Origin of the sequence: Lentzea sp. NBRC 102530 (assembly GCF_030269365.1) — a bacterium.
Lineage (GTDB): Bacteria > Actinomycetota > Actinomycetes > Mycobacteriales > Pseudonocardiaceae > Lentzea.
This window is the reverse complement of the sequence record NZ_BSTF01000008.1, coordinates 346,127-363,640: the sequence shown is the minus strand read 5'-3', so window position 1 is coordinate 363,640 and position 17,514 is coordinate 346,127. Positions and strand designations below refer to the sequence as shown.

Genomic DNA, 17,514 nt, shown 5'->3' with positions numbered 1-17,514 from the left:
GGCCTGGGTTGTGCCGAGTGAGTCGATCTAGGAGGACAGATGCCCAAGGCAGTGGTGGTGCGTTCGGCCGGTGGTCCGGAGGTGCTGGAGCACTCCGACGTGCCGTCGCCCGTGCCCGGTGACGGCGAACTGCTGGTGAAGGTGGGCGCCGCGGGCGTCAACTACATCGACACGTACCAGCGCAGCGGCCAGTACCCGGTGCCGCTGCCCACCACGCTCGGCCTGGAGGGCGCGGGCGAGGTCGTGACGAGCAACTCCCCCGGCTTCGCCGTCGGCGACAAGGTCGCGTGGATGTCCGTGCTGGGCAGCTACTCCTCGGAGGTCGTCGTGCCGGCGACCGCGGCGGTGAAGGTGCCGGACGGCCTGGACGTCGAACTGGCCGCGGCGTCGCTGTTGCAGGGCATCACCGCGCACTACCTCGTGCACTCGACGTACGCCGTGAAGGAAGGCGACCGGGTGCTCGTGCACGCGGCGGCCGGTGGTGTCGGGTTGCTGCTGACGCAGTGGGCGAAGGCCAAGGGCGCGACCGTCGTGGCGACCGTGTCGACGGACGAGAAGGAGGCGCTGGCCCGTGAGGCCGGGGCCGACGAGGTGCTGCGGTACGGGGACTTCGCCTCGCAGATCGAGAAGGTCGACGTCGTCTACGACGGCGTGGGCGCGTCCACGTTCGACCAGTCGCTCGCGTCGCTCAAGCCGCGCGGCATGCTGGCGCTGTTCGGCGCGTCGTCCGGGCCGGTGCCGCCGGTGGACCCGCAGCGGCTGAACGCGGCCGGGTCGGTGTACCTGACGCGGCCGTCGACCGGCGCGTACATGCTGACGCGCGAGGAGTTCGAGGGCCGCGCGGCCGACCTGTTCGACGCGATCAGGACGGGCGTGCTGAACATCCGCATCGGTGGCCGGTACAAGCTGGAGGAGGCGGCGCAGGCGCACACGGACCTGCAGTCGCGCAAGACGACCGGCAAGTTGCTGCTGCTGCCGTGACGGCGCGCGGAACGGTGTCGCGGTGGTCTGCCGAGGAGGGCTGGGGCGTCATCGAGTCGCCCGAGTTCGACGGACCGGTGTGGGCGCACTTCTCGTCCGTCACCCCGGCGGGGCCAGGCGGCTTCCGGAGCCTGCGGGTCGGTGACGCCGTCGAGTTCGAAGCCGAACGCGCGGACCAGGACGGCTACCGCTGGCGGGTCGTCACCTTGCGGAGCACATGAGAAAGGCCCGGTTCGACCTCGAACCGGGCCTTTGCACCACGAGGTCAGCTGACCTTGACGCCGTCGATGACGAAGATCAGCGTCTCGTTGGGCTGGATGCCGTTGCCGCCCTTGCCGTAGCCCTTGGCGGGCGGCACGACGAGCAGGCGGCGGCCGTTCTCCTTGAGGCCGATGATCCCCTCGTTCCAGCCGTCGATGACCTGCGCCTGGCCGACGTTCTCCACCGGGAACGGCTCGCCGCGCTTGAACGAGCTGTCCAGCACCTTCTTGTCGGAGAAGGTCGTGAGCTGGTAGTTGACCGTGGCCGTCGAGCCCGCCTTCACCTCGGCGCCGGTGCCGGGCACCAGGTCCTTGATGATCAGTTCCTCGGTGGGCTTGCAGTTCGGCACCTCGACGGTGGGCGCCTTCCCGAAGTCGCCGCTGACCTTGAAGTCGTCGGCCTTGCAGGGGTTCGTGGGCGCGGCGGTCGAGCCACCACCCGCGGAGGGCTGGGCCGAGCCGGCGCAGCCCGCGAGGCCGGCTGCCGCCACGAGGGCCAGGGACGCGATCAGGACGTTACGCATGGTCGGTGAGCGTATTCGGAGCGGTGTGAGCGGCGTGTAGCACCCACCGCGTCCGACCGGCCCACCCCACCGGCAGTAGGCGCGTTCGGGTGGGTGGGTCACCCTCACCCGCCCCGTTCGGAGGTGGCGGCGACACGGCGTCACCGAAGCGCACGGATGCGGGCCGTCCACTGCGCTCACGGGCGTTTATTCCGGGACTGAATGTCGCACGAATAGCAGCTTCCTTATCTTTTGACCGACGCGTACAGTAACTCCGCGCACTTGATCGGACACCGACCGCATTCGTCCGTTCGGGTAGCGACCAATCTGGTGACCCAGGAGGTGGGACACGTGTCCGCGGAGGCCGGAGGCATCCGCAGCAACCTGATCCAGGAGTTGTTCTGGACTCGGACCGGGTTGCTCCTCCTCATACTCGTCGTCACGTCCGGGGCCTCACTGGCCATTTCCAGTCAAATGGATTCCGGGACAGCGAGAAACCTGCTGACAGCACTGGGTACGGGCACGCTGATTTCCGCCGTCGTGAGCTTCACGCAAACGTTGATCACGTCGAAAGCCGCCCAGAAGGCACTGCTCGCGCCGGTCATCGAGGAGAGCCGCAAAGCGCTCAAAGAGCTGACGGAGGAGTATCGCGCGCTCGACCGCGAGTTCTTCCCCAGCCACGTGTTCGAGCCGACGGCGAAGCCCGACCCGGTCTTCAACCAGCTGATGATGCAGGACCTGGAACGGACCCGGCTGTACTGCTTCCGCGGGTTCGCCGGCCGGTACGCGGCGGGAAGAGTGCTGCTCAGCCAGACCGAGTGCGAGCTCAGGGCCGTGCTGGCCGACCCGCGCGACGACAACGCCATCAGCGGGCGGGCGCGTTATCTGCTGCGCAACGAAGGCGCGGACGGCGACTACGACGAGATCCAGGAACGGTTGAAGGAGCAGATCGGCATTGGGCTCGTCGGGCTGTTCGCGGCCCGCAGCCGGTGTTCCCGCATCGACGTCACCATCGTTTCGGATCCGCCGCTCGACCGGCTCGAGTTGTTCGACGACTCCGCGTGGCTCACGCTCTACAGCAACACCGCGGGAGTGCTCAGGCCGTATCCGCGCACGCTCAGGTTCACCGAAAGTTCGTTCCTTTACGCGATGGAACGCGCGGAGTTCCTGCGCATCAGCAATTCCAAGGCCGGCTACCACTTCGCCATCACGCCGGCGACTTCCCGCAACGACTTCGCGGCGCTGTTCGAGAAGGTCACCGGCGAGTCACTCACCACGGACGGGTTCGTGGAACTGGAACGCAAGTTCCACGCTTTCCGGCGCGAATTCTCCGCATCCGCTCAGTTGAGGAGCTGATCGATCTTGCTAGCCGAGTTCACCGGGTTGTCCGCGCTCGACGAGCTCGCCGCCGGGGTGCAGCGCGCCGAATTCCCGGTCGCCGACCACTGGGACGACGTCGGCACGTGGTTCCGCGACTGGGCCACCCGTCCCGAGCTCCGCAAGGAGCTGCGCGCGCACATCGACGCGCTGACACCCCAGGAGGCGACCTGGGTGATCGCACACTCCCGCGAGACGACGACGCACTACGCCTGGTGCCTGCGCGACGTGGCGGACGAGCCGTTCACGTTCTGGCTGCACGAGTACAAGCCACTGCGCGACTGGCGCGCGGGCTACGCGGACTCCGTGCACAACCACCGCTACCACTTCTGCACCACCATCCTCAGCGGCGCCTACCTGCACGAACGTTTCGACGCCAGGCTCGGGGTGGGCGGCCGCACGGTCGTCGGCACCGAACTCACGAACCGCACCCAGTGCACCGAGGGCACCACCGGCACGTTGCACGCGCACGAGTTCCACCGCATCCCGCGCGCGGCCGACGGCACCATGACGTTCCTGGTCAAGTCCCGTGCGGTGAACCCGTGGAGCCTCAGCTACGACCCGGACACCGGCGTCAGCCACCGGCACGTGCCCGTCGAGGACCGGCTGGGGGATCTGACGAACCATCTGTGAACGGCCGTTGAGCGGCCCGCCACGCGCATACCATCAGCCCACCTGGCAGGGAGGGCTGATGATGCGTACGCGCACAGAGATTCCGAGGTCTGTCATAGGGGACGTGGAGCAGCGCGTGAGGCGGCTGTGCGAGGACCTCGCCGCGAAGCTCCAGTTCCACGGCTGGCACCACGTGAGCTTCGTCCGCGACAAGTCCGTGCACTTCGCCGAACGCAACGGCGCCGCACGGGACGTCGTCGAGGTCGCGGCCCTGGTGCACGACCTGAACTACATGGTCCGGCGCAACTCGCTGCCGACGGACGGCGCGGCGTTGCGGCGCAGGACGTTGTTCGTCGCCGGGGTGTCCATCGGCGACATCGAGTGGATCGAACGGATCGTGCTCGAAGCCGAGATGCGCACCCGGTCGCGGGACATCTCGCTGGAGGCGCAGGCGCTGTCCGACGCGGACACGCTGTTCAAGGCGCTGCCGGTGACGCCGGTCGTGCTGGCGCACAAGTACCTGCAGGAGAACGGCATCACGTTGCGCGAACTCGCGCACAAGATCGTGGGCGAGCAGGTGGGCAAAGCCGACGAGGGCTACTACTTTTACGACGCGGAGGCCGCCGCGACCTACACCAAGTGGGCCGAGACGAACCTCCTGTTGTGGAAGTGCATCGTTGAGTCCCTCGACGACCCGTGCGTCGAGGACCTTCTGACCAAGGTGGCGTCCTGAGCACGTTCTTCGTTCGCAACGGCACGGAGTCGGTCGCGGTCGGCGACTACGACCCGCGTGCAGCCGTCGTCGTGTGGCATGAGGTGTTCAACGAGGTTTGGGCGCCTCTGCCCGACGACAACGTTGTCGAGCTGCCCGAAGCGTTGGTCGCGCAGCTCGTCAAAGCCGATCCGGCACGCATGCACGACGTCGCGCTCTCGTGGGCGCCCCTCGTCGGCATGGGCTTCCACGAGGCGTTCGCACACCTCGTGGAGTTGTCCTCGTTGGCCCGCACGGCCGTGAGCCGCGCGGACACCGTGTGCCTGGAGGTCACTTCGCCGGCGTGAGGCCGGCCTTCTGCTGCACGGGCATCGTGACGCCAACGGCGGCGAACGCCAGTTCACGCGATGCACGTCGCACGGTCAGCACGGCCAGATAGGACTCCACCGTGGCCGTGCGACGAAGGTCGTGGAACGCCCCGACGGCGGCGTCGACGATCAGGTCACCGTCCACGCGGTCACCGAAGCGGTGCACCAGTTCCGCGATCGCCTGGTTCAACTGGACCTGCGAGTTCACCATGACCGAGCAAACGCTCGGGCGGGCCCGCCGGTTCAGCGTGCGCGCAGATCGGCACTTCCGTGCAACGCGTACGCGAGCCCGAGCACGTTGCCGCGGCTGAGCATCTCCCACCGCACCTGCCGCAACGCCTCCCCCGCGCCCATCCCGGACCCGACCCGCGCCAGCAGCATGCCGGTGACCCAGCCGGCCATGTCCTGCGGTACCGCCTCGTCCGGACACACCACAGCGGACGCGCCGTGCTCCACGAACGACCGCACGAGTCCCACCATCGGTGACGTCCCCACCACCAACGGCTTGCGCACGGGCCAATGCGGCTGCGGCCACACTCCCGCGCTGTCCCACCGTGCGATCTCCTCGGCGTCGAGGAACCCCTCGCGGAAATGCAGGTGCACGGCGTCCATGGTCTCGCCGGCCAGCACCCGGCCGAGTTCAGGGGGCGTCACGTAGGCGGAGGTGACGGAGTGCGGCGGGATCTGCGACATCAGCTCGGTGACGTGCCGCTCGGTCAGCCCGCGGTCCATCCCGGCGTCCACCGCCATCGACACCTCGAACGGCCACGGGCGCGGCGAGATGCGGTGGACCAGGGGACCGACGGGATGTTCGAGAACGCTCGACAGGCCCCAGAAACCGAAGGGGCACAGGACGTTGCCGCTGTGGTCGTGGACCGGGCAGTGCGCAGGGATCGGCCCGCCCGCGCCGAACGGACCGAACTGGCCGACGGAGGCGCAGAGGCGGTGGGGGCCGTCGGTGAAGGGGAGGTCGTAGACGAGAGGCCAGCGCACGACACCAGGACTGACGGAAGCGATCGTCACGCCTGCAGGACGTCCGGTCACACGAGCGGCATGACGAAGGGCAGCGGCGGGGTTCGAGTCGCCGGCCTGCGCTGAATGCCGTCCACCGGACTCGGCGAACAACTGCGCGTACACCTCCGCCCCCTGCCGGGCCAGGAACGCGAGGTCCGTGCAGTAGGCCGGGAAGTCCTTGCCGTACCAGGGATCCAGCCCGGACAGCGCGGGCAGCCCCATCGCCACACCGGCCGTGCTCACCCACGAGGGCACGTCGCCGGACGCGACCAGCGCCCGTTCCCCGACCTCCAGCACCGACACCGCCCGCGAGGCGGGCAGGTCGGCGAACGTCCGCGACAACCGCAGCCGCGCCGAGGTCCGCGGCTCGCCGGACCCCACCGGCAGCACCACCTGCTGCACGTGCACCGGCACCACACCGAAGTAGATGACCAGCTCACCGCTCCACGGCACGGAGGCGTACGGAGTCTTGACCTCGAAGTTCACCCACGCACTGGGGCCCTCGGCGGGCAGCATGAACACCTCGGACACCACCTGCCGCCCCGACATGCTCAGCACGGCCCGCAGCTTGAGGTCGTCGGCGAGCACCGGCCCGTCCCCGACCCGCACCCACACCTCGTAGTCGGCGCCCGGCCGCAACGCCCCGGCGATCCCCTGCGTGGCGCCGGGAAGCGCGACCACGACCGACACGGGCCGGTCCGCGACGACGGGCGGGGCGGGCAACGAGGTGTAGGTCATCTGCCCGCGGCGCTCCAGCTCGCGGAACTGCCACAGGGCGTCCTCGACCCGCACCGCACCGGCGGCACGCGGTACGGCCAGCACCACGTGCGGTGCGCTCCACCCCACGACGACCGAGGAGGTGTCCACTCCGGACACCCAGTTGTGCACGGCGGTGAAGAGCACCACCGGACGGCCCAGCGCGCGCAACGAGGCGACCAGGGGACCCGAGTCCCAGGAGCGCGAGTCGTGCAGGACCACCACGTCGCCGGGGACGTCCGCGAGCGAGGGCAACCCGGAGGCCGACGGGAAGTGCCGGAGGTCCAGCACGGCGCACCGCAGCGGCCGCACCGCCGTGGCGACCACGGCGGACCCGGCGGAACCGACCGCGAGCCCCGCGCTGACCTGCGCCCACCCGCCCGGATCAGTGATCACGACGAGCGAGGACGCGGGCGTCAGGGCCGCGACGAAGTCCAGTGGTGAACCTTCACCACCGGTGACGGTGAACTCAACGGGCGCCACAGCCGTACGCCTGGAGGTGCAGCTAGAACGGCCAGCCAAGCACCGGCAACCCGACCACGGCGTCCACGGCGAGACCGCAGAACACGAGCATCAGGTAGAGGTTCGACATGTGGAAGAACTTCATCGTGTTCGTGGATCCGCCGCGGCGCACGACGTTGTGCAGCTTGTGCGCGAAGATCGCGAACCACAGGCCGGAGGCGGCCGCCACCGACACGTAGATCCAGGAGGTGACGGGGGCGAGGGCGAGGGTGCAGACCACGGTGATCCAGCTGTAGATCACGATCTGCCGCGTCACCTGCGCCGCTGTGGCCACCACGGGCAGCATCGGCACGCCTGCGCGGGCGTAGTCCTCCTTGAACTTCATCGCGAGGGCCCAGGTGTGGGGCGGCGTCCAGAAGAAGATGACGCCGAACATGACCAGGGCGGGCCACTCGACCGTGCCCGTCACCGCGCTCCAGCCGATGATCACCGGCATGCAGCCCGCCATGCCGCCCCAGATGATGTTCTGGGAGGTGCGGCGCTTGAGCACGAGCGTGTAGACGAAGATGTAGAAGAGGATGGTCGCCACCGCGAACGCGGCCGACATCAGGTTGACGAAGATCCACAGGAACGCGAACGAGACGATGCCGAGGACGACGCCGAAGATCAGGGCGTTGCGCGGCGGGATGGCGTTGTGCGCGAGTGGACGGGCCGCCGTCCGCTTCATCACCGAGTCGATGTCGGCGTCGACGAAGCAGTTGAGCGCATTTGCCGACCCCGCGGCGAGCGTGCCGCCGGTCAGGGTGCAGGCGATCAGCCACAGCGGGGGCAGGCCGTGCTGGGCCAGCAGCATCGCCGGGATCGTGGTGATCAGCAGGAGCTCGATGACCCGAGGCTTGGTGAGGGCCACGTACGCGCCGACAACTTGGCGGGGCGACCTGTTCGGGGCCTCGAGGACCGCACTCATCGCGTGAACGCTCCTGGTGTCGCAAGTGGTGGGATTTCCAGCGACTGATGGTAACTGCGTTCAATATTCACAGCCCGTTCGGGTACTCGTGTGCCTGGGCACACACCGACCTGCGACCTTTCAGCGCAACTTCTGAATCCCTCAGGACTAGGCTGGCCGGTGGACGTGGGAGAGATGCGGGTCAGGCTCTTCGGGATCGATTCCGAACGGCCTGGGCACCCGCCCGAGCGACAAAGTTTGGAGCTGTAAGTCCGTGACCGTCACCGACGACATCACCCGGCTCACGAAGGCCGATCTGCCGGACGACTGGACCGAGCTCGACAAGCGCGCCGTCGACACCGCGCGCGTGCTCGCGGCCGACGCCGTGCAGAACGTCGGCAACGGCCATCCCGGTACGGCGATGAGCCTCGCCCCGCTCGCGTACACGCTGTTCCAGCGCGTCATGCGGCACGACCCGGCGGACGCGGACTGGATCGGCCGCGACCGGTTCGTGCTGTCCGCGGGCCACTCCAGTCTGACGCTGTACATCCAGCTGTTCCTGTCGGGCTACGGCCTGGAGCTCGACGACCTCAAGTCGCTGCGCAAGTGGGGCTCGAAGACGCCGGGCCACCCCGAGCACGGCCACACCAGGGGCGTCGAGATCACGACCGGCCCGCTGGGTTCCGGTCTCGCCTCCGCGGTCGGCATGGCCATGGCCGCCCGCCGCGAGCGCGGTCTGTTCGACCCGTCGGCCGCGCCGGGCCAGAGCCCGTTCGACCACCACATCTACGTGATCGCCTCCGACGGCGACATCGAGGAGGGCGTCACCTCCGAGGCGTCGTCGCTCGCGGGCACCCAGCAGCTGGGCAACCTGGTCGTCTTCTACGACGACAACAAGATCTCCATCGAGGACGACACGACGATCGCGCTGTCCGAGGACACCGCGAAGCGCTACGAGGCCTACGGCTGGCACGTCCAGGTCGTCGAGTCCGGCGAGAACGTCAAGGGCATCCTCGAGGCCGTCGAGAAGGCCAAGGCCGTCACCGACAAGCCGTCGTTCATCCTGCTGCGCACGATCATCGGCTACCCGGCGCCGAACAAGCAGAACACCGGTGCCGCGCACGGTGCCGCGCTCGGCGTGGACGAGGTCAAGGCCACCAAGGAGGTCCTCGGCTTCGACCCCGAGCAGACCTTCGAGGTCACCGACGAGGTCCTCGCGCACGCCCGTGAGGTCGTGAAGCGCGGCGAGCACGCCAAGGCCGAGTGGCAGAAGTCGTTCGACGCGTGGGCCTCGGCCAACCCGGAGAACAAGGCGCTGCTGGACCGCCTGGTGTCGCGCGAGCTGCCCGAGGGCTGGGACGCCGACCTCCCCGTCTACGAGGTGGGCGGCAAGGAGGTCCCGACCCGCAAGGCCTCCGGCGAGGTCATCAACGCGCTGGCGAAGCACCTGCCGGAGCTGTGGGGCGGTTCGGCCGACCTGGCCGAGTCGAACCTGACCACCATCAAGGGCGCCAAGTCGTTCGGTCCCGAGGGCATCTCCACGAGCATGTGGAGCGCCGACCCGTACGGCCGCGTGCTGCACTTCGGTGTCCGCGAGAACGCCATGGGCATGATCCTCAACGGCATCGCGCTGCACGGCCCGACCCGTCCGTTCGGCGGCACGTTCCTCGTGTTCTCCGACTACATGCGTCCCGCTGTGCGCCTGGCCGCGATCATGCAGGCCGCCGTCACGTACGTGTGGACGCACGACTCCATCGGTCTCGGTGAGGACGGCCCGACGCACCAGCCGATCGAGCACCTCGCCGCCCTGCGCGCGATCCCGGACTTCGCCGTGGTCCGCCCCGGTGACGCCAACGAGACCGCGTTCGCGTGGAAGGCCGTCATCGAGCAGCTCGGCCCGGTGGGCCTCGCGCTCTCCCGGCAGAACCTGCCGATCCTGGAGGGCACGAACGCCGAGGGCGTCAAGCGCGGCGGTTACGTGCTCTTCGGTGACGACAACCCCGAGGTTGTGATCATCGGCACGGGCTCCGAGCTGCAGATGGCGGCCGAGGCCGGAAAGGTTCTGCAGGGCGAGGGCGTTGCAGTGCGTGTGGTGTCGATGCCTTCCCTCGACTGGTTCGAGAAGCAGGATTCGGAGTACCGCGAGTCGGTCATCCCGTCCTCGGTGAAGGCGCGCGTGGCGGTCGAGGCCGGCATCGCGCAGCCGTGGTACCGCCACGTCGGCGACGCCGGCGAGATCGTGTCGATCGAGCACTTCGGTGCCTCGGCCGACTACCAGGTCCTGTTCAAGGAGTTCGGCTTCACGACGGAGAACGTCGTCGCCGCCGCCCGCCGTTCCCTTGACAACGTGAGGGGTAACAAGTGAGCAAGCCCAACCTCGACGCCCTTTCGGGTGCCGGCGTTTCCATCTGGCTCGACGACCTGTCGCGTGAGCGGCTCACCAGCGGCAACCTGGACGAGCTGATCCGCGACTGGAACGTCGTCGGTGTCACGACGAACCCGACGATCTTCGCGGGCGCCCTGTCGAAGGGCGAGTCCTACGACGAGCAGGTCCGCGAACTCGCGAACCGCGGCGCGGACACCGAGGCGACCATCCGCGAGGTCACCACGACGGACGTGCGCAACGCGTGCGACAAGTTCCGCGACATCTACACCTCGACCAACGGGGTGGACGGCCGCGTCTCCATCGAGGTCGACCCGCGCCTGGCGTTCGACACGGACAAGACCGTGGCCGAGGCGCAGGACCTGTGGAAGACCGTGGACCGGCCGAACCTGCTGGTGAAGATCCCGGCCACCGAGGCGGGCCTGCCGGCGATCACGAAGACGATCGCCGAGGGCATCTCCGTCAACGTGACGCTGATCTTCTCCGTCGAGCGGTACGAGAAGGTCATGGAGGCCTACGTCGCGGGCCTCGAGCAGGCCAAGGCGAACGGCCACGACCTGCGCTCGATCCACTCGGTCGCGTCGTTCTTCGTGTCCCGGGTGGACACCGAGATCGACAAGCGCCTGGACGCGATCGGCACCGAGGAGGCGACCGCGCTCAAGGGCAAGGCCGCTCTCGCCAACGCCTACATCGCCTACGGCGCGTTCGAGAAGATTTTCCAGGGTGAGCGCTGGGAGGCTCTCAAGGCGGACGGCGCGAACGCGCAGCGTCCACTGTGGGCTTCGACCGGCGTGAAGGACCCGAGCTACTCCCCCACCCTCTACGTCGACCAGCTCGTCGTCGCCGGTGTCGTCAACACGATGCCGGAGAAGACGCTGCAGGCGGTCGCGGACAGCGGCAAGATCACCGGTGACACCGTCACCGGACGTGCCGCCGAGGGCCAGGAGGTGTTCGACCGGCTCGCCGCCGTGGGAATCGATCTCCAGGACGTGTTCGTCACGCTGGAGACCGAGGGCGTCGAGAAGTTCGAGAAGTCCTGGGAAGAGTTGCTCGAGACGGTGACGAACCAACTGGCTCAACTGAAGGGCTGATCACGAAGTGACCTCCGTCGAAATCGTGAGGTCACCGAACGCCGACCAGGTCAGCATCATCGCTGCTGACCTGGTCGCGGATTCGGTGCCGAGCAAGCTGACCGCGCAGGACCCGACCCTGTGGGGGCCGGAAGCCGAGTCCGAGGCGAGCATCCGCCTGTCGTGGACGACGTTGCACGAGACGTCACGGGCGCTGCTCCCGGATCTCGTGGCACTGCGCTCCGAACTGCACGCCGAGGGCGTCGACCGCGTCGTCCTCGCCGGAATGGGTGGCTCCTCGCTGGCCCCCGAAGTCATCACGCGCACCGCGGGCGTTCCGCTGGTCGTGCTGGACACCACCGATCCCGCCCAGGTCGCCGACGCTCTCGCCGGTGATCTCGAGCGCACGGTGATCGTGGTGTCGTCCAAGTCCGGTGGGACGGTCGAGACGGACAGCCACCGCCGGATCTTCGAGAAGGCCTTCACCGACGCGGGCATCGACGCCGCGTCGCGCATCGTGGTCGTGACCGACCCCGGTTCGCCGCTGCAGAAGGCGTCCGAGGAAGCGGGCTACCGCAAGGTGTTCCTGGCCGACCCGAACGTCGGCGGCCGGTACTCGGCGCTGACCGCGTTCGGCCTGGTGCCGTCGTACCTGGCGGGCGCGAACGTCGAGGAACTGCTCGACGACGCGGCCGAGGTCGCGAAGCTGGTGTCGCAGGACAACGCCGAGAACCCCGCCGTGGTGCTCGCCGCGGTCTTCGGCGCCGCGCACGCCAACGGTGCCGAGAAGATCGTCTTCGCCGACACCGGTTCGGGCATCAAGGGCTTCGGCGACTGGGCCGAGCAGCTCATCGCCGAGTCGACCGGCAAGAACGGCACCGGCCTGCTGCCGGTCGTCGTCGAGGGTCCGGGCGCTCCCGGTTTCGTGGACGCGCGTTCCGACGCCACGACCGTCGCGATCGGACCGGCCACCGGGTCGGCGCACCTCGCCGTCGAGGGCAAGCTCGGCGCTCAGTTCCTGCTGTGGGAGTACGCGACCGCGCTCGTCGGCCGGGTGCTCGGGATCAACCCGTTCGACCAGCCCGACGTCGAGGCCGCGAAGAAGGCCGCCCGCGCGCTGCTCGACGCGCCGATCGCGTCCTCCACCCAGCCGTCCTTCGTGGACGGTCCGGTGCAGGGGCACGGCACGGACTGGGCGCCGCGCAAGGTGCACACCGTCGCGGAAGCGCTTGCGGCGATCGTTGAAGTGGCGCCCGAGTTCGGCTACATCTCGGTTCAGGCGTACTTGGACAGGATCGACGACGCGTCGTTCGAGCTGCTCCGTGCGGAGATCGCGAAGAGGACGCACCTGCAGACCACGTTCGGCTGGGGTCCGCGCTTCCTGCACTCGACCGGCCAGTACCACAAGGGCGGTCACCAGAACGGCGTGTTCATCCAGATCACCGGCGAGTCCGGCGACGACCTGGAGGTGCCCGGCCGTCCCTACACGCTGGCGCAGCTGCAGCTCGCGCAGGCGCTCGGCGACGGTCAGGTCCTGGCCGAACACGGTCGCCCGGTGCTGCGCCTCCACCTCGAGGACCGCATCGCCGGACTGGCCCAGCTCGTCGAGGCAGTCCAGGAGGACGGCTCGTGACCACATCCGCCAAGTGGCACAACCCGCTGCGGGACGCGCGCGACAAGCGCATGCCCCGCATCGCGGGCCCGAGCGCGCTGGTCATCTTCGGTGTCACCGGTGACCTCTCGCGCAAGAAGCTCATGCCGGCGATCTACGACCTCGCGAACCGGGGTCTGCTGCCGCCGGGCTTCGGTCTCGTCGGGTTCGCCCGCCGCGACTGGGCCGACCAGGACTTCATGAAGGTCGTGCACGACGCCGTCAAGGAGCACGCGCGCACGCCGTTCAACGAGGCCGTGTGGCAGCAGCTCGCCGAAGGCATCCGGTTCGTGCAGGGCACGTTCGACGACGACACGGCGTTCGACAACCTGGCCTCGTGCCTGGCCCAGCTCGACGCCGAGCGCGGCACGGGCGGCAACCACGCGTTCTACCTGTCGATCCCGCCGGGCGCGTTCCCGACGGTGGTCAACCAGCTCAAGCGCGCGGGTCTCGCCCAGACGGCTCCCGACCAGTGGCGCCGGGTCGTCATCGAGAAGCCGTTCGGCCACGACCTGAAGTCCGCCAAGGAGCTCAACCGCACGGTCAACGAGGTCTTCCCCGAGGAGTCGGTGTTCCGCATCGACCACTACCTCGGCAAGGAGACCGTGCAGAACATCCTGGCGCTGCGGTTCGCGAACCAGCTGTACGAACCCATCTGGAACTCGAACTACGTCGACCACGTGCAGATCACCATGGCCGAGGACATCGGTCTCGGCGGTCGCGCGGGGTACTACGACGGCATCGGCGCCACGCGTGACGTCATCCAGAACCACCTGCTGCAGCTGCTGGCCCTGATCGCGATGGAGGAGCCGGTCTCCTTCAAGCCGTCGGACCTGCGCGCGGAGAAGGTGAAGATCCTCTCGGCGACGCGTCCGGCGGAGCCGTTCGAGGAGACCACCTCGCGCGGTCAGTACACCGGTGGCTGGCAGGGCGGTCAGAAGGTCCCCGGTCTGCTGGAGGAGGGCGGTTTCTCGCCCGAGTCGAAGACCGAGACGTTCGGTGCGATCACCTGCGAGGTCAACACCCGCCGCTGGGCCGGGGTGCCGTTCTACCTGCGCACCGGCAAGCGCCTGGGTCGTCGCGTGACCGAGGTGGCCGTGGTGTTCAAGCGGGCGCCGCACCTGCCGTTCGACGACACCGCGACCGAAGAGCTCGGCCAGAACGCCCTGGTGGTCCGGGTTCAGCCGGACGAGGGCGTGACGATCCGGTTCGGGTCGAAGGTGCCCGGCAACACGATGGAGGTCCGCGACGTCACGATGGACTTCGGCTACGGCCACTCGTTCACCGAGTCGTCGCCGGAGGCCTACGAGCGGCTGCTGCTCGACGTGCTGCTCGGGGAGCCGTCGCTGTTCCCGAAGAACGACGAGGTCGAGCTGTCCTGGGAGATCCTCGACCCGGTCCTGGAGTTCTGGGCGCGCAAGGACGAGCCCGCCCTGGAGAAGTACAAGGCCGGTACGTGGGGCCCGCCGTCGGCGGACGCGATGACCGCTCGCACCGGAAGGCACTGGAGGCGTCCGTGATCATCGACCTGCCCTCGACCACCACCTCCCAGATCAACTCGCGGCTGGTCCGGCTGCGCGACGAAGGCGGTGCGACGACTCTCGGGCGCGTGCTGACCCTCGTGATCGTGACCGAGGACGGCCAGCGCACCGACGCCGCGATCGACGCGGCGAACGACGCTTCGCGCGAGCACCCCTGTCGCGTGATCGTCGTGGCGCGTGGCGCTCGCCAGGCCGCACCTCGCCTGGACGCGCAGATCCGCGTCGGCGGTGACGCGGGTGCCTCCGAGGTCGTCGTTCTCCGTCTGTACGGGGAACTGGCCAAGGAAGGCGCCTCGTGCGTCATGCCGCTGCTGCTGCCGGACACCCCGGTCGTGGCGTGGTGGCCGTTCGACGCGCCCGTGTCGCCGTCGAAGGACCCGATCGGTGCTCTCGCGCAGCGTCGCATCACCGACGCCGCGGCCGAGAAGAACCCGATCAAGGCCCTGGAGACCCGGCGCGCCCACTACGCGCCGGGCGACACGGACCTGGCCTGGACGCGCCTGACGTTGTGGCGCGCCATGCTCGCGTCCTCTTTGGACCTGCCGCCGTACGAGAAGGTCAGCGAGGCGGAGGTGACCGGCGAGGCCGACTCGCCGTCCACGGACCTGCTCGCGGCGTGGCTGACCGACCGCCTGAAGGTGCCGGCCAAGCGCTTCAAGGCGACCTCGGGTGAGGGCATCGTGGAGGTGCGGCTCGTCCGTCCCTCCGGCGACGTCGACCTGCTCCGCCCGGACGGCAAGGTGGGCACGCTCTCGCAGCCCGGCCAGCCGGAGCGTCGTGTCGCGCTGCAGCGTCGTTCGGTGCGCGACTGCCTCGCCGAGGAACTGCGCAGGCTCGACCCCGACGAGGTCTACGCGGCGGCGCTGAAGTCGCTGGCGAAGGTCACCAAGGGTCGTGCGCACTCGGCCAAGGACGAGGCCCCGGTGGCCGCGCCCGAGGCGAACGGCGCTCCTGCACCCAAGAAGTCGAAGGCGAAGGCCGGTTCGTGAGCAAACCCGAAGTGGTGGTCCACCGCGACGGCGACCTGCTGGCCGCCGCCGCGGCGGCCCGCCTGGTGACCCGCATCGTCGACGCCCAGGCCGCCCGCGGCTGGGCGTCGGTCGTGCTCACCGGCGGCCGCACCGGCACCGCCGTCCTGGAACACCTGAACCGCAGCGCCGCGCGCGACGCGGTGGACTGGTCGCGGGTCGACCTGTTCTGGGGCGACGAGCGCTTCCTGCCGTCGGGTCACGCCGACCGCAACGAGACGCAGGCCCGTGCCGCCCTGCTGGACCACGTCCCGCTGGACCCGTCGCGCGTGCACGTGATGGAGCCGTCGGACGGCGAGTTCGGCGACGACCCGGAAGCCGCCGCCGAGGCGTACGCGTCGTTGCTGGCCTCCCTCGCGGACGGCGGTGTGCCGTCGTTCGACGTCTGCATGCTGGGCGTGGGCGAGGAGGGCCACGTGGCGTCGGTGTTCCCGGATTCGCCCGCGGTGCACGAGAAGGAGCGCACGGTCGTGGCCGTGCGCGACTGCCCGAAGCCGCCGCCGACGCGGGTGTCGCTGACGCTCGAGTCGGTGCGGTCCGCGCAGGAGGTCTGGCTGATGACCACGGGCGAGGCCAAGGCAGAGGCGGTGGCGGCAGCGCTGAACGGCGCCGCCGAGGTGGACCTGCCCGCCGCCGGTGCCACGGGCCGGCAGCGCACGTTGTGGCTGCTGGACACCGCGGCGGCCTCAGCGGTACCGGCTCTGTTCACGCCGTCCCAGGCTTGATGTTCGTGAACGGCCCCGGTTCTCGCCGGGGCCGTTCTCATCTCCCCCTCAACCGGCTGATCCGCTGCGCACACGACGGATGCGACGCGAGCATCCGCGCCCGCACCCCGGCCCGTGCCCGGTGCAGGTCGTGCCCCTGCCTCACCCACTGCTGCAACACCTCCAGCAGCAACGGCCCGTACCCGAGCTCGGCCGCGACCCGGTCCGCGTGCAACTCGGCCTTCCGCGACTGCCACGCCAGCAGAGGCGCGATCACCGGCACCAGCAGCACCCACGGGCTGACCGCGACCGCCGCCACCGCCAGCACGACGATCAACACGATGCTGATCGTCCTCGCGGCGGGCGTCCCGATCCGCCGCCCCGCCGCGTGCACGCCCAGCCCCACCACGAGCACCACCCAGACCGTCGTGCGGGCCGGCAGTTCGTACCACCACCGCAACAACGAGATCTTGGTGTGCCCGGCCAGGTGATGCCCCAGTTCGTGCGCCAGCACGGCTTCGAGCTGCTCGGGCGGCAACCGCATCGCCGCCGTCGACACCCCCACGACGTGCCCGCCGACCGCCATCGCGTTGATCTCGCGCGAGTTCTGCACCCGCAACCAGTACCGCCCGGGCTCCACCCCCGCCGCCCCGCACACCTCGTCGAGCAACGGCTGGAGCGCGGCGCTCTCGGTCCCGGTCGGCTTGCGCAACCGGTGCGCCAGCACCGCCAGGAGCTTGTCCACGGTCGGCAGCAACACGAAGGCACCGGACACGAACCACGCTGCCGGGAGCAGCCAGAGCGCCTGGGGGAACACGGCCTTGCCGATGAGGCCGACGATCAGCAGGCTGCTCAGAACCGTGGGGACGCCGAGCAGCAACTCGGTCAGGGCGGAGACGTGGAAGCGTCGTCGGGGAACGCGCACGGGCCATCACCTCGCGCGGACGAGCCTCGCAGCGCCATCCCGTTTGTGTCCAGCCGAGTCGCCCGACCCGCCCAGTGTGGTTGGCTGGGTGGCGAACCTGGGGGGACGACATGCACATCCGCGAGGTGCGGGCCGGCGACGCACCGGCCATCCAGCAGATCAACCTCATCGCTTGAGGCGAGGTTTGCCGATGAACACGGCCCCGCCCTCCCAGGGGGCAG

17 protein-coding genes are annotated in these 17,514 nt (G+C 69.3%); 12 read left to right on the top strand and 5 right to left on the bottom strand.

Annotation, left to right across the window (positions count from 1 at the left end; all coding sequences use genetic code 11):
• Positions 1-39 precede the first annotated feature (39 nt).
• Both QSK25_RS23515 and QSK25_RS23510 read left to right on the top strand, forming a co-directional pair.
• Complete coding sequence (locus QSK25_RS23515) at positions 40-981, top strand: quinone oxidoreductase family protein (protein WP_285641287.1); 942 nt, start codon at positions 40-42, stop codon at positions 979-981.
• The gene (locus QSK25_RS23510; protein WP_285641286.1) at positions 978-1,202 is read left to right on the top strand and encodes a cold-shock protein; all 225 of its coding nucleotides are present in this window, start codon (positions 978-980) and stop codon (positions 1,200-1,202) included. The genes QSK25_RS23515 and QSK25_RS23510 overlap by 4 nt, the downstream gene beginning before the upstream one ends.
• A gap of 44 nt (positions 1,203-1,246) precedes the next feature.
• On the opposite strand, the gene QSK25_RS23505 is transcribed toward QSK25_RS23510, so the two are convergent.
• Positions 1,247-1,765: an FKBP-type peptidyl-prolyl cis-trans isomerase gene (locus QSK25_RS23505; RefSeq protein ID WP_285641284.1), complete on the bottom strand. Its 519-nt coding sequence runs from the start codon at positions 1,763-1,765 to the stop codon at positions 1,247-1,249.
• Positions 1,766-2,161: 396 nt separating this feature from the next.
• On the opposite strand from QSK25_RS23505, the gene QSK25_RS23500 reads away from it, so the two are divergent.
• The 4 genes from QSK25_RS23500 to QSK25_RS23485 all read left to right on the top strand — a co-directional run bounded on the left by QSK25_RS23500 (position 2,162) and on the right by QSK25_RS23485 (position 4,792).
• Entirely contained in the window at positions 2,162-3,100 is a 939-nt protein-coding gene (locus QSK25_RS23500; RefSeq protein WP_502881892.1) for a hypothetical protein, read from the top strand.
• A 6-nt stretch (positions 3,101-3,106) separates the two neighbouring features.
• Entirely contained in the window at positions 3,107-3,754 is a 648-nt protein-coding gene (locus QSK25_RS23495; RefSeq protein WP_285641282.1) for a hypothetical protein, read from the top strand.
• 61 nt (positions 3,755-3,815) lie between these two features.
• Positions 3,816-4,466, top strand: a complete 651-nt coding sequence (locus QSK25_RS23490; protein ID WP_502881891.1) for an HD domain-containing protein — start codon at positions 3,816-3,818, stop codon at positions 4,464-4,466.
• Positions 4,430-4,792: a hypothetical protein gene (locus QSK25_RS23485; RefSeq protein WP_285641360.1), complete on the top strand. Its 363-nt coding sequence runs from the start codon at positions 4,430-4,432 to the stop codon at positions 4,790-4,792. Before QSK25_RS23490 ends, QSK25_RS23485 begins: the two co-directional genes overlap by 37 nt.
• Here the strand turns inward: QSK25_RS23485 and QSK25_RS23480 are convergent.
• From QSK25_RS23480 to QSK25_RS23470, 3 genes are read right to left on the bottom strand one after another with little or no spacing between them, the layout of a single operon-like run.
• Complete coding sequence (locus QSK25_RS23480) at positions 4,776-5,024, bottom strand: three-helix bundle dimerization domain-containing protein (RefSeq protein WP_285641279.1); 249 nt, start codon at positions 5,022-5,024, stop codon at positions 4,776-4,778. The genes QSK25_RS23485 and QSK25_RS23480 overlap by 17 nt on opposite strands.
• 32 nt (positions 5,025-5,056) lie before the next feature.
• Positions 5,057-7,066 (bottom strand): hypothetical protein, encoded by a 2,010-nt coding sequence (locus QSK25_RS23475; RefSeq protein WP_285641278.1) that lies wholly within the window; start codon positions 7,064-7,066, stop codon positions 5,057-5,059.
• Between the two features lie 22 nt (positions 7,067-7,088).
• Positions 7,089-8,012, bottom strand: coding sequence for a heme o synthase (locus tag QSK25_RS23470; RefSeq protein ID WP_285641277.1), 924 nt, complete (start codon positions 8,010-8,012; stop codon positions 7,089-7,091).
• A 253-nt stretch (positions 8,013-8,265) separates the two neighbouring features.
• On the opposite strand from QSK25_RS23470, the gene tkt reads away from it, so the two are divergent.
• From tkt to pgl, 6 genes are read left to right on the top strand one after another with little or no spacing between them, the layout of a single operon-like run.
• On the top strand, positions 8,266-10,356 hold the full coding sequence (gene tkt, locus QSK25_RS23465; RefSeq protein ID WP_285641276.1) for a transketolase: 2,091 nt from the start codon (positions 8,266-8,268) through the stop codon (positions 10,354-10,356).
• Positions 10,353-11,465 carry a transaldolase gene (gene tal, locus QSK25_RS23460; protein WP_285641275.1) on the top strand — a complete coding sequence of 371 codons (1,113 nt, stop codon included), beginning with the start codon at positions 10,353-10,355 and terminating at the stop codon, positions 11,463-11,465. The genes tkt and tal overlap by 4 nt, the downstream gene beginning before the upstream one ends.
• Before the next feature lie 25 nt (positions 11,466-11,490).
• The gene (locus tag QSK25_RS23455; RefSeq protein ID WP_285641273.1) at positions 11,491-13,077 is read left to right on the top strand and encodes a phosphoglucose isomerase-related protein; all 1,587 of its coding nucleotides are present in this window, start codon (positions 11,491-11,493) and stop codon (positions 13,075-13,077) included.
• Positions 13,078-13,127: 50 nt separating this feature from the next.
• Positions 13,128-14,615: a glucose-6-phosphate dehydrogenase gene (zwf, locus tag QSK25_RS23450; RefSeq protein WP_285641357.1), complete on the top strand. Its 1,488-nt coding sequence runs from the start codon at positions 13,128-13,130 to the stop codon at positions 14,613-14,615.
• Positions 14,612-15,625, top strand: a complete 1,014-nt coding sequence (gene opcA, locus QSK25_RS23445) for a glucose-6-phosphate dehydrogenase assembly protein OpcA (RefSeq protein WP_285641272.1) — start codon at positions 14,612-14,614, stop codon at positions 15,623-15,625. Before zwf ends, opcA begins: the two co-directional genes overlap by 4 nt.
• On the top strand, positions 15,622-16,389 hold the full coding sequence (pgl, locus tag QSK25_RS23440) for a 6-phosphogluconolactonase (RefSeq protein WP_285641270.1): 768 nt from the start codon (positions 15,622-15,624) through the stop codon (positions 16,387-16,389). Before opcA ends, pgl begins: the two co-directional genes overlap by 4 nt.
• A 37-nt stretch (positions 16,390-16,426) precedes the next feature.
• On the opposite strand, the gene QSK25_RS23435 is transcribed toward pgl, so the two are convergent.
• Positions 16,427-17,293 carry a M48 family metalloprotease gene (locus tag QSK25_RS23435; protein WP_285641269.1) on the bottom strand — a complete coding sequence of 289 codons (867 nt, stop codon included), beginning with the start codon at positions 17,291-17,293 and terminating at the stop codon, positions 16,427-16,429.
• Positions 17,294-17,514 lie beyond the last annotated feature (221 nt).

Coding starts and splice junctions, on each gene's coding strand:
- zwf (WP_285641357.1), top strand. CDS start 13,128: ATGCCCCGCATCGCGGGCCCGAGCGCGCTGGTCATCTTCGGTGTCACC.
- QSK25_RS23480 (WP_285641279.1), bottom strand. CDS start 5,024: ATGGTGAACTCGCAGGTCCAGTTGAACCAGGCGATCGCGGAACTGGTG.
- QSK25_RS23515 (WP_285641287.1), top strand. CDS start 40: ATGCCCAAGGCAGTGGTGGTGCGTTCGGCCGGTGGTCCGGAGGTGCTG.
- QSK25_RS23505 (WP_285641284.1), bottom strand. CDS start 1,765: ATGCGTAACGTCCTGATCGCGTCCCTGGCCCTCGTGGCGGCAGCCGGC.
- QSK25_RS23490 (WP_502881891.1), top strand. CDS start 3,816: ATGCGTACGCGCACAGAGATTCCGAGGTCTGTCATAGGGGACGTGGAG.
- QSK25_RS23470 (WP_285641277.1), bottom strand. CDS start 8,012: ATGAGTGCGGTCCTCGAGGCCCCGAACAGGTCGCCCCGCCAAGTTGTC.